Below are 11,183 nucleotides of genomic sequence, written 5' to 3' on the forward strand. Positions count from 1 at the left end.
TAGCAATAATGGTATCTCTTTTTTAGATACAAAAACTAATGAATCATAAAGAAATAAATATGACTTTAAAATATATGGAATTAGTTATTTCACAAGATTCTTATAATGAGCAGTAAATAATTATTTATAATTAAAGTGCCAAACTGGTATAATAAATATAAAAAAATAGGTTAACTTGAAAAAAATAATTATTTACTCTCTTATATCATTTATTCTATTGATAACAATAACTTCCATTCAAGTCTATAATAATTTAACTAATTACGAAAACACTAATAATTTAAAAAAAGAAGAACAACTAGCCAATATTGTAAATAATGCACATTTAGTATCAAATTCTTTATTTGATACTTTAATTAATAAAAAAAGAGTTATTGATATATTTAAAAAAGCAAATACTTCTAATGAAGAAGAAAAAGTAAAAGTTAGAAAAGAATTATATGATTTATTAATCAAAGATTATGAAAAATTTACGAATTATGGAATACAACAATTTCATTTTCATTTACCAAACAATGAAAGTTTTTTAAGATTTCATCATCCTTCAAAATTCGGAGATAACTTAACAGATGTAAGAGCAAGTGTAAAGTATGTAAATGAAAATCAATTACGAATTGTAGGTTTTGAAGAGGGACGAATTTTTAATGGTTATAGATTTGTATACCCATTATTTGACGAAAATAATACATATATTGGAAGTGTTGAATTATCTTCTTCTTTATTAAATTTTAAAATAATATTCGAAAAAAACGACAGTAGCGATCTTGATTATATATTAAAAAAAGATATTGTAGAAAAAAAAGTTTTTAAAGAACAATTAAATAACTATAAGAACTATCCCTTATTAGATAACTTTTTAATTCAAAGAATAATCGCCGATTATGATATTAATTGTAAACATAAGGAAAGCAAAGAATATATTTTAAAAGAACTTGCAAAAGATAAGAAAAATGCTAAAAGAATAAATAATTTGGAAAAATTTAATACTCTTTATTTCCATAATTTCAAAGTATTTTCAATAAATTTTGTTCCATTAATCAATGATTTTACATCAGAAAAAGTTGGATATAAGATTATGTTTACAGAATCAGATTATTTTAAATATATTTTAGATTTGTATATGATTATACTAATAATAATTCTATTATCAATTTTGATTGGTTATATAATTTATAAAAAAGAGGAAGAAAAAGAATTAAATAAAGAATTAGCAATGCATGATCAGTTAACTAATATATATAATAGACATTATTTTACAAAGAAAATTAAAAATGAAGTAATTAATAATAAATCCCTAAAAAGTGAATTGTCTCTTATTATGTTTGATATTGATCATTTTAAATTGATTAATGATAATTATGGACATAACATTGGTGATGAATCATTGGTATTTTTATCAAATCTTGTAAAAAACAATATTAGAGTAAATGATATTTTTTGTAGATGGGGTGGAGAAGAATTTATAATACTTTCACAAAAATCATTGGAAAAAACCATTGTGATGACTGAATATCTTCGAAATATGATTGATACTGAAACAAATAACAACATTAATATTCCTCATTTTACTTGTAGTTTTGGAGTTATTTCATTAGAGAATATTACAACGCTAGAAGAAGGTATTAAAAAAGTTGATGAGCTACTTTATAAATCTAAAAATGAAGGTAGAAATAAAGTTAGCTATTAAAGATTAGACATTAAATAGACAGTCTTCTTAATAAACTAAACGGCAAGCTAACCTACGAAATTAAGATATAAATACTTGAAATATTATGATAATAATTTAAAATTAAAAAAAAGATGTAATTGTTAGTACATTAAATTTAACAGATATTTGAAAGTATATATTCTTAAAAATAGGTATAACTTTTCAAACATTGAAAGATAGAAAAAGATTGAACCGTCCACTAAAAATAGAACATAACATTCTGTACAGTTTCTTCCTTAACCTCTTATATTTGGAACAAAATTAAAAAATCTAACTTATTAGCTTTATAACCTTTGTTTAGAGATATAATTTGTTCCAAAAAGTGTTCAAGAAGTAGAATTTAGAGATTCTCTCAAACCCTTAGGACTTTTTGAACAACAAAAATCACTTTTGAAGTCATAAGTTTAAAGATTCATCTAGTCTGCCCTCAAATAATATTGCCAACTGTGAAATAGTTAAAGACCAATTCCAAATAGGCATTGTCCATTTTTTAGAAGCATTCTGAATACCCATATACAAAAGTTTGAGAAGACTATTTTCATTTGGGAAAGCACCTTTAGTTTTAGTAAGTTTTCTAAACTGTCTGTGAACTGATTCAATAATATTAGTAGTGTAGATGATGCGTCTTATCTCTTCAGGATATTTAAAATATGCAGATAGATGTTCCCATTTGTTCCTCCACGACTTAATTACAATAGGATATTTTTTACCCCACTTAGACTCAAGGTTGTCAAGTTCCATTTCAGCAGCTTCTTTGGAGATAGCTTGATAGATAAGCTTCAAATCTTTCATAAACTCTTTTTGGTTTTTAGAAGCTACATAGCGTATTGAATTTCTAATTTGATGTACGATACACAATTGAACTTCAGTATTTGGAAATATTGCATTTATAGCTTCAGGAAAGCCTTTTAAACCATCAACTGAAGCAATAAGTATATCTTGTACACCTCGATTATTTAAATCAGTTAAAACTTGTAGCCAAAAATTTGCTCCTTCATTTTCAGATAGATAAAGTCCAAGTATCTCTTTTTTACCGTTTAGTCCTACTCCTAAAATAGTGTAGACAGCTTTTGAAATATATTTGCCATTCTCTTTTATTTTATAATGTATTGCATCAAGCCATACAAATGGATAGATTGATTCTAACGGTCTTTGTTGCCACTCTTTTAGTAATGGTATAATTTTGTCTGTAACAGCACTTATTGTTGCTTTAGAAAACTCAATACCATATAACTCTTGAATATGTTCAGATATTTGAGAGTAGCTATTACCAAGAGCATATAAAGATAAAATCTTTTCCTCAATATGGTCTGATATATGGGTTTGATGTTTTTTAACTATTTGTGGTTCATAAGAACCGTTCCTATCTCTTGGAATTTCAAGTTCAAATTCTCCAACACTACTTTTCATAATTTTAGTAGATTTACCATTCTTACGGTTTTTATTTATCTCAGTAGTAAGATGAGATTCAAGTTCTGCTTGTAATGTAGCTTCTGTAAGTTGTTTAATAAGGGGAGCTAAAACTCCGTCCTTACCATCTATTTTTGCACCAGCTTTAATTTGTTCAAGTGCATCTGTTAAATCAAGTGTTTGATTCATTGTTCAATCCTTTAGAATAAATTCTATCAGACTGACACAAAATTTCTAACACTTCCAAAAAAAGAATTTGATTGTCCAATTCTCTTTCTATTGTTATATTTTTTATACTCTCGCAATTTTATATATTACAAATTTAATATCATAAACTCTGCTATTGCATCTATTGGAAAAACAATTCTTGGTTTTTTAGACCTACCAATTTTTTTATAAGTTGGAAGCCCAACACCTTCTCTTAAAAGCTTATCAAGAAATGATAGGCTAATTCCAAGCTCGACTGCTGTCTCTTGCCTTGTTAATCCTAATTTACCGTATTTATTCAATAGATAATCTGAATAATATTTCTTATTAATATTTTGATTTTCTTTATTAAATAACATTTATATTTCCTTTTAAAATTTTTCATTAATCGAAGTTTATTATTTAAAAAAAAGGGGGAGCGGAAAATTTTTTTTCCATATCCAAATTTTATATATTGTTAAAATTCAAAATTATTAGAGAGTGATCTCATAATAAAAAATATTATATAGGAGTTGAAAAATGATAAATTTAAAATTTCTTAATATAGGGGGGTAAAAATTAAATAAATACTTTCATTTTATATTGGTATTAAAAAAATGTTGAGCATATAGCTTAAAAAATATATTTTAAGGAATTTTAATGATTACATTCTATGATGAAAATACATCTTTTAATCATAACAATTGGTTAAAAAATAGTGATAATATAGTTTTAAATGTTTTAGATAAAAAATGTATATCTATGTATCTTGGTAAAAAAGGAGACATAAATTATAGATTATCTTCAAATGAATCATTTATAAGTACAAAAGACTATAAAACACTAGAAAATATTTTTAAGAATATTTCTGGAATAGATATTGATTTATCAGATTTTTATAGTAAAAAGAAGTTAAAAAATGTAGATGATTTAGAAGAAAAAGCAAAAATTATCTTAGAAGATTTAAAACTTGTAACAGATGAGATATTTGATCCTTTTTCTAAAGAAGAGTTTATTTTAAAAGAAAATGGTACTTATACGTTAAATATGTTTAGACCAACTTTATATATATTACTAAATAGTTCTCAAATTCTACAAAATTATAATATTAATAATAGTGTTATATTTAGATTAATATCTCATTTGTCAAATTATAATTTAGAAAGAATAAAGTGGATAATAAATTGGTTGGCATATTTTTTCCAAGAACTTAAAAAATCTCAAGTAGCCCTTGTACTTTTAGGAGTACAAGGTGCTGGAAAAGGTATTTTTTTTAATGAAGTGATAAAGCCACTTTTTGGTGAAGGATTTGTAAAAACTATTAATGATAAGAGTTTAGATACAAGATTCCTAGGCTCTTTAGTAGAAAATACGATGTTTTTTAATCTTGATGAAATATCAGCAAATAAAAGCCAAAAAAATAGTATCAAAAACTTTTTAAAAGCTTTAGTAACTAATGGAACTATTACAGCAGAGAAGAAGTATAAAAATATGGATAAAGAGATACCTATTTTTGGACAAGTATTAATAACTTCAAATGAATTATATGCTTTAGAAATTGAGCCTAGCGATAGAAGATTTACCGTATTTAATACTGGTGAAAATTTAGCTCATTGTAATTTTTTAGGTTTTGGAAATTATGAGTCTTTATCAAATGCTATAAAAAATGATTTAGAACAGTTTGCTGTATATTTGAAAAGTATTCAAATAGATGTACAAATGGCGAATACAGCTTTAAATACTACTGAAAAAGATAATTTGATACAGCAGTATCAAATGGCAAACTATAAGCCAATAAAAATTACAAAATTACAAAAAAATGTAATTGAGTTTGCAGAAGCAATAAGATGTAGAGATTTCAATCTTTTTAACACTATTGTAGATGAAAATAAATTCCAACTAAAATCTGAAATATTTTCGGATTTACAACATAATATTTTTAGAGTTGAGAATCTATTTCCTGCATTTAAAACTCTCTATGGTAATAGAAGTTTTAGTACAAACTCAGAATTATTAAGAGAATTACAAAAGTATAATATTTCTTTATTTGGATTGAATAATATTCAAATTTACACCGTAAATAATGAACAGAAATATTTTTTTAATCTTGAGCAAATGCTTATAAGATAAAAATTGTTGTAAATAAATCACCAAATAACTAGTTATAACCAGTTATTTGGTGATAAAAGGAAAAATATGAAAGAAAATAAAATTGAAAAATGGATTAACGATGGAAATGAAAATAAGGCTTATCCATTACTTATATTAAAAGTAAATGATGAAGATATTGAAAATATTTTCAATTCTATAAAAAAACTGAATAATAGAAAAAGACATTTTTTTGTGAATAAAATTGATTGTATGCAACAAGAAAATAAATTTTCACTAATAAATCAAATATTGATTGTTAAAAAGAATCCTTATATTTTCATAAACGAAATCCAGGAACAAATCAAAAGAGGATGCATCTATATTGAAGACAATGATAGTATTAATAATTTTATCTATTCTCTTGAAAGCAATAATATAGATTTGTGTAAGGATATTAAATATGAATCAATAGAAAAGATTGATTTTTTAACGATTTTACAAGATAAGACCAACTTGATAAAATTTTTTTTTGATAGAGTTGAAATATTAGAAAAAATAGACATTCATATTTTAGATAAACAGACGGATTATTATAGGTTAGTTTTAGAACATTATTTGAAAAAAAACATTATTTCTGCAAATCTTATTCATAAGTTGTATCAAATTACAAATTTAGATTTTGAGAGTTCAGCAAGAGCTATAGGTGATAGAATATCCCTTATTTGTGGTGTTAGAAGTAAAAGTATTCATATTATAAATATTTCTATAAGTCTAAGACTATATGTTAAAAATAATAATATTAAGGTATATGACTTAAATTTTAATCAAATCGAATATGATATAAAATTAAAAATAGCAAAAGAACTTATTAAGTTCGCTTCTAAAAATTTAACAGTTGAAAGAATATCAAAAATCGTAGAATTACCATTTAAGGATATAGATAAATTATATACACAAGTTCATCTTGAATAAATATTGAAATTAGTCTTGAGAATAATATCTCAAGACTATACTACTTTAATTTTAAATTATTATAAGAAGTAAACTATTCCCCTTGATATTAAAACTAAAAAATTTGAACCACATATCATTCCTATAGACAAGCAAAGGATAAATAAATTCTAACTTGTAAATAAAAATCTTAGGAGATGAAATGCAAATAGGAAAAAATCTAAAAAAGAGTAAAGAGAAAAATAGTTTGGTATTAAATATTCCTTCAAATTTAAACCAAAAACTAATTGATGGTTATAGAGTTAAACTCTTTTCAAAAATTAAAGATAGTTTTCAAAGAGAGAAATCTGCTTTAGAACAAGAGCAAGTTCAGTTTCAAGAATGGTTAGAAGAAAAGAGGGCGATTGATATAAAAAAACTATCCATAAATAATAGTTTTTATACTCCAATCTTAGGAGCTTAAAATGTCTCCTATGACAATACTATCTGTTGTAATTGCTATTGCAACTGCAATAAAAGAGGTCTTAAAAGATGAAGATAAAAAATAAGTTTAGAATGTTATGTATTTAAGTTGGTTAATTTAGTTAAAAAGAGTAATTAAAATATAAACCTAACAATTTAAAAATCAAAAAATAAATAAGGAAAAACCCATGTCAAAAAATATAAAACCCCTAACAAATGAAGAGTTACTTAATGTTGCTCCATCAATTTTTAGTGAAAATCCAATTGAAGGAGTTAGTGATAAATATGCTTTCGTTCCAACATATAAACTTCTTGATACTTTTAGAGATGCTGGATACTATCCAATAATGGCAAGTGAAAGTAAAGTAAGAAATGAAGAGAATCAAGGTTATCAAAAACATATAATCCAGTTTAGAAGTTTAGAAAATCTTCTTAGACCAAATGCAAAAGATGAATATGAAGATATTGTTTTAACAAACTCTCATAATAGAACATCTAGCTTTATTGTTGATTTGGCAATCTTTAGAATAGTTTGCTCTAATATGCTTGTTGTTCCAAGTAAGAGCTTTGTACACACTTCAATAGTGCATGTAGGCTTTACTCAAGAAAAAGTAAAAAATGCAATTGATGAAGTAACAAGCTATATTCCAAAAATAAAAGAGCAAGTGTCAATCTTTAAATCAATATATTTAACAAATGCAGAGATGCAAATGTTAGCTAATGCTGCAATAGATATTAGATTTGATACAAATACACACTATATTAAAGCTGATGAACTTTTAAAAGTAAACTATGAAGAAGATGAAGTAAATACTCTTTGGAGTGCTTATAATAGAATCCAAGAGTCAATGATTAGAGGTGGTGTTAAAATGAAAAATCTAGTAACTAATAAAAACTTCACCTCAAAAGCAATAAATGGAATTGATGCAACTATTAAGTTTAATAAGGAACTTTTTAGTGCAGTTGAACAAGTTGCACAACTTAAATGTGATGGTTATTTAGTAGCTTAAAGGATAGTGTATGAGATTAGTAAATTATAAACTTCAAACACAAATGGAAAATCTAAATGAAAATAGTGATAATAAATACTTTAAAGAGTATTTAAAATCTATTTTAGAAGATCCAAATACACCTTACTTTCAAAAAGCTGATTATATTGGATTGTGCTTACAAGAGATAAACTCAAAAGTAGAGTATATAGCTAATGATATAAAAGAGCTACAAGCTTATAAAAAGAGACTTCAAACTGCACTAACTCTAGCAAAAGAGTTAGTTGCAGATGTTTTAATTCAAAATGGTGTTGATAGAGTTGATGGAAATGTAATATCTTCAATAACCTTACAAAGTGAATCAATAACTACTAAACAAGAGATTGTAGTTCTTGATGAAAATGCTGTTATGACTTTGGGATATGTAAAGTTTGAACCAGATATTGAAGCAATAAAAGTAGCACTAGAAACCACAAAAGGTAAAAAAGAGTTAAAAGATATTGTAACAACAATTACAGAAACTTCAACAAATAAAGCAAAAGTTAAAGTAAATGCTAAAAAGAAGAGTTCATCTAATGAAGCTATAACTATTGAACTTCTAAGTAATGACATAGATGATGACTCTTTAAAAGATGTTGCTTAATTAATATTCCCTCAAATAAGCAATAACTAAAAACCTTAACTATTCCCAAAAACACATAAGCATATAAAACACATAAACAAAAATCAATATAAAAAATATATAAAGGAGAATAAAATGTTCACAAAAGAACAAATAGAGTTTTTAAATAAAGAACTTGATAGTAAAAGAGTTAAAAATAGAAGTAAAGGAAATATCAACCTTTCATATTTAGAAGGATTTGATATATTTGAAACTGCAAACTCTATATTTGGATTTGGTAATTGGAGTTATACAATTACTAAATTAGAACAAGTAAGCCAAGAGTATAATCAAAATGAAAATGTAGTCTTGTGCTATAAAGCAATAGTAAATCTAAAAATTTATAACCAAACTCATACAACTTTTATAGAAAAAGAGGATGTAGGGTTTGGTACAGGAATTTCAAAAACTTTAGCAGATGCAAATGAATCAGCCTCAAAAGAAGCTGTAACAGATGCAATTAAAAGAGCTTTTAGAAGCTTTGGTAATCAGTTTGGAAACTCTTTGTACGATAAAAGTAGAAATTTAAATCAAAGTGATACATCATCTACTTATCAACAAGAATCAAACCATAATCAAAACCAACAAAGAAATAATCAATACTCTCATCCAAATATAAAACAAAATCAATCAACTTCATTTAACCAATATGAGTATCAATCACTTTATAATCTTGGATTAAATGTTGTTGAACAAAATGGATTTTTAATTGTAACAGGTGATGATATATACTCAAAGAAAGATTCAATTAAAGCTTGTGGATTTAGATTTGATAGTAAATCAAAGAGTTGGTATAAACAACTTGAACAAAGGGCTTCATAATGAGTAATTTAATTCCCAAAAATTTAATAAATACTATTCCAGAACTTTATGATACACAAGATTTAAAAGACCCAATTTGTCAAATAAAACTATTTTTAGCTGATTCAAGTTTTACATGGTACATAATTGAACTTGATAGAGCTGATTTAAATACTTGTTATGGATTTGTAGATGGTTTAGAAAGAGAACTTGGATATTTTTCATTAGATGAACTTGAAAGTGTAAGAGGATTATTTGGACTTAAAGTTGAAAGAGATTTAGGCTTTAAACCAACAAAATTATCAAAAGTTAAAGGAAAATAAAAATGTTAGCATTTGACTACTACATAATCAAAGAGAGTAAAAAGAACTTTAAGAGTTGGACAAAAGCAGGACTTGAGCATTTCAGAAAACAATATAAAAAACTCCAAGATGAAAAAGAGAAAAAAAGAATCAAGAAGATTTTAGACGACTTGAACAAAAGAGATTAACTCAAGCCTTAAATGGTTTGGGTTATGTTTTATTTTTTTCAAAATGTTTTATCATTAAAAATTATGAATCAATTTTTTATTTTTAACATAACTTCGTATATTTTTAATATATAGAAATTTCAAGCAAACATTAACTTTGTATACAACATTTGTTCATTTTTTTAGAATAAAAATATAGGTTAATTAGTAATATTAATTAATAATATATAAATAATAATTAATATTAGAGATTAATATAATACCTATTTTCTATATATACTAGGATTTAGTGTTATAGAAAGAGTAGATAAATAATAATCGTATACAAACTTTATACTTATATGAAAATATAAAATATAAAGGATGAATTATGAGTAATAATAAATTAAAAAGAAGACGAGAGAGTATCAATAATTACATAGATGCTCTATTTGAGAACAACTCAAAACTATGTGTTATTAGGCTTGATTTAAAGTACAAGCAAGAGTTTTCAAAAGATATGACTTTAGAAGATATGAGTGCTGATGTAAAGAGAATGTTAGATAACAGAAGAAATAATGAAACTGTATTTGGTACAAACATTGGGTATATTATGAAAAAAGAAATAAGTAAAAATAAAAATGGGCATATACACGCTTTATTTTTTGATGATGGGAATAAGCTTCAAAAAGCAGCTTATAAAGCAGATCAAATAGGAAATTACTGGAGTGATAATATCACAAAAGGAAAAGGATGTTATGAAAATTGTAATAGAAGAAAATATCAAAACAATGGTATTGGAATGACAAACTATACAGATAAAGAAAAAATTAATAATTTAAAAGAATATGCAGCAGCATATCTCTGTAAAACAGATGAACAATCTATAGATGAAATTAAAACAAATCTGAAAGATAGAGCAATAGTAAGAGGAACTATGCCAAAGCTTAAAAGTAAAGCTGGAAGACCTAGAAGAACAAATTAAGTATAGTATTATGTTTTAATATAGAGCTTTAGAGTAATCTTATAGTAGCTCAATCTAGAATTGATTATAATGGAATAAATTGCAAATCTACCACCTTCGTATATTAATATTAAAAGAAATTAAAATTATTTATCTTATAAGTTTGGTCTTTACTACTTGACAAAGAAATGAAAATTTGATAAAGTTTCAATGTTAATTAAGTAAAGAGCAAACTTAAAGGAGTTAAAATGTTTTCCACTAATCACTTCAAAGCTAGAATGTCTCAAAGAGGTATCTCAAAAAAGGTAATAGATTTGGTTTTAGCTTTTGGTAAAGATGAAGGTGATAAATTATTTTTAGATAAAAAAGAGACACAAAGAATAATTTATCAAATAGATAATCTTCGAAATACTTTATTAAAAGTAATGGATAAGGGTGGAGTTACAGTTGTAGTTGAAGATGAAACACTTATTACAACATATAATTTATATAAAAAGAATAGGAATAAATAA

At 24.9% G+C, this 11,183-nt stretch carries 13 protein-coding genes; 11 read left to right on the forward strand and 2 right to left on the reverse strand.

Annotated elements, in window-relative coordinates; genetic code table 11:
• The first annotated feature begins 175 nt into the window (after positions 1–175).
• Entirely contained in the window at positions 176–1,687 is a 1,512-nt protein-coding gene (locus B0175_RS08550) for a diguanylate cyclase (protein ID WP_108528177.1), read from the forward strand.
• Positions 1,688–2,104: 417 nt separating this feature from the next.
• On the opposite strand, the gene B0175_RS08555 is transcribed toward B0175_RS08550, so the two are convergent.
• Both B0175_RS08555 and B0175_RS08560 read right to left on the reverse strand, forming a co-directional pair.
• Positions 2,105–3,307 (reverse strand): IS256 family transposase, encoded by a 1,203-nt coding sequence (locus B0175_RS08555; RefSeq protein WP_108528178.1) that lies wholly within the window; start codon positions 3,305–3,307, stop codon positions 2,105–2,107.
• A gap of 125 nt (positions 3,308–3,432) precedes the next feature.
• Positions 3,433–3,684, reverse strand: a complete 252-nt coding sequence (locus B0175_RS08560) for a hypothetical protein (RefSeq protein WP_108528179.1) — start codon at positions 3,682–3,684, stop codon at positions 3,433–3,435.
• Positions 3,685–3,964: 280 nt separating this feature from the next.
• Here B0175_RS08560 and B0175_RS08565 point away from each other — a divergent pair, with 280 nt between their 5' ends.
• From B0175_RS08565 to B0175_RS08605, 10 genes are all read left to right on the forward strand, one after another.
• The gene (locus B0175_RS08565; protein ID WP_108528180.1) at positions 3,965–5,434 is read left to right on the forward strand and encodes a primase-helicase family protein; all 1,470 of its coding nucleotides are present in this window, start codon (positions 3,965–3,967) and stop codon (positions 5,432–5,434) included.
• A 66-nt stretch (positions 5,435–5,500) separates the two neighbouring features.
• Positions 5,501–6,367 carry a hypothetical protein gene (locus tag B0175_RS08570; RefSeq protein ID WP_108528181.1) on the forward strand — a complete coding sequence of 289 codons (867 nt, stop codon included), beginning with the start codon at positions 5,501–5,503 and terminating at the stop codon, positions 6,365–6,367.
• Positions 6,368–6,548: 181 nt separating this feature from the next.
• Positions 6,549–6,809, forward strand: a complete 261-nt coding sequence (locus B0175_RS08575) for a hypothetical protein (protein WP_108528182.1) — start codon at positions 6,549–6,551, stop codon at positions 6,807–6,809.
• 187 nt (positions 6,810–6,996) lie between these two features.
• Entirely contained in the window at positions 6,997–7,818 is an 822-nt protein-coding gene (locus B0175_RS08580) for a DUF932 domain-containing protein (RefSeq protein WP_108528183.1), read from the forward strand.
• Positions 7,819–7,828: 10 nt separating this feature from the next.
• Positions 7,829–8,440, forward strand: coding sequence for a siphovirus Gp157 family protein (locus B0175_RS08585; protein WP_046998772.1), 612 nt, complete (start codon positions 7,829–7,831; stop codon positions 8,438–8,440).
• Positions 8,441–8,554: 114 nt separating this feature from the next.
• Entirely contained in the window at positions 8,555–9,280 is a 726-nt protein-coding gene (locus tag B0175_RS08590) for a Rad52/Rad22 family DNA repair protein (RefSeq protein ID WP_108528184.1), read from the forward strand.
• Entirely contained in the window at positions 9,280–9,582 is a 303-nt protein-coding gene (locus tag B0175_RS08595) for a DUF2958 domain-containing protein (protein WP_108528185.1), read from the forward strand. The genes B0175_RS08590 and B0175_RS08595 overlap by 1 nt, the downstream gene beginning before the upstream one ends.
• A 2-nt stretch (positions 9,583–9,584) precedes the next feature.
• Positions 9,585–9,749: a hypothetical protein gene (locus B0175_RS11270; RefSeq protein WP_175531519.1), complete on the forward strand. Its 165-nt coding sequence runs from the start codon at positions 9,585–9,587 to the stop codon at positions 9,747–9,749.
• A 349-nt stretch (positions 9,750–10,098) separates the two neighbouring features.
• The gene (locus tag B0175_RS08600) at positions 10,099–10,692 is read left to right on the forward strand and encodes a YagK/YfjJ domain-containing protein (protein WP_108528186.1); all 594 of its coding nucleotides are present in this window, start codon (positions 10,099–10,101) and stop codon (positions 10,690–10,692) included.
• Positions 10,693–10,919: 227 nt separating this feature from the next.
• The gene (locus B0175_RS08605; protein ID WP_108528187.1) at positions 10,920–11,183 is read left to right on the forward strand and encodes a DUF4258 domain-containing protein; all 264 of its coding nucleotides are present in this window, start codon (positions 10,920–10,922) and stop codon (positions 11,181–11,183) included.

This window comes from Arcobacter lacus (assembly GCF_003063295.1).
GTDB classification, from domain to species: Bacteria; Campylobacterota; Campylobacteria; order Campylobacterales; family Arcobacteraceae; genus Aliarcobacter; species Aliarcobacter lacus.

What these genes read in the sequence shown, in the direction of transcription:
- B0175_RS08555 (WP_108528178.1), bottom strand. Translation starts at nt 3,307, where the DNA reads ATGAATCAAACACTTGATTTAACAGATGCACTTGAACAAATTAAAGCT.
- B0175_RS08595 (WP_108528185.1), top strand. Translation starts at nt 9,280, where the DNA reads ATGAGTAATTTAATTCCCAAAAATTTAATAAATACTATTCCAGAACTT.
- B0175_RS08565 (WP_108528180.1), top strand. Translation starts at nt 3,965, where the DNA reads ATGATTACATTCTATGATGAAAATACATCTTTTAATCATAACAATTGG.
- B0175_RS08575 (WP_108528182.1), top strand. Translation starts at nt 6,549, where the DNA reads ATGCAAATAGGAAAAAATCTAAAAAAGAGTAAAGAGAAAAATAGTTTG.
- B0175_RS08560 (WP_108528179.1), bottom strand. Translation starts at nt 3,684, where the DNA reads ATGTTATTTAATAAAGAAAATCAAAATATTAATAAGAAATATTATTCA.
- B0175_RS08590 (WP_108528184.1), top strand. Translation starts at nt 8,555, where the DNA reads ATGTTCACAAAAGAACAAATAGAGTTTTTAAATAAAGAACTTGATAGT.
- B0175_RS08605 (WP_108528187.1), top strand. Translation starts at nt 10,920, where the DNA reads ATGTTTTCCACTAATCACTTCAAAGCTAGAATGTCTCAAAGAGGTATC.
- B0175_RS08585 (WP_046998772.1), top strand. Translation starts at nt 7,829, where the DNA reads ATGAGATTAGTAAATTATAAACTTCAAACACAAATGGAAAATCTAAAT.
- B0175_RS11270 (WP_175531519.1), top strand. Translation starts at nt 9,585, where the DNA reads ATGTTAGCATTTGACTACTACATAATCAAAGAGAGTAAAAAGAACTTT.
- B0175_RS08600 (WP_108528186.1), top strand. Translation starts at nt 10,099, where the DNA reads ATGAGTAATAATAAATTAAAAAGAAGACGAGAGAGTATCAATAATTAC.
- B0175_RS08570 (WP_108528181.1), top strand. Translation starts at nt 5,501, where the DNA reads ATGAAAGAAAATAAAATTGAAAAATGGATTAACGATGGAAATGAAAAT.
- B0175_RS08580 (WP_108528183.1), top strand. Translation starts at nt 6,997, where the DNA reads ATGTCAAAAAATATAAAACCCCTAACAAATGAAGAGTTACTTAATGTT.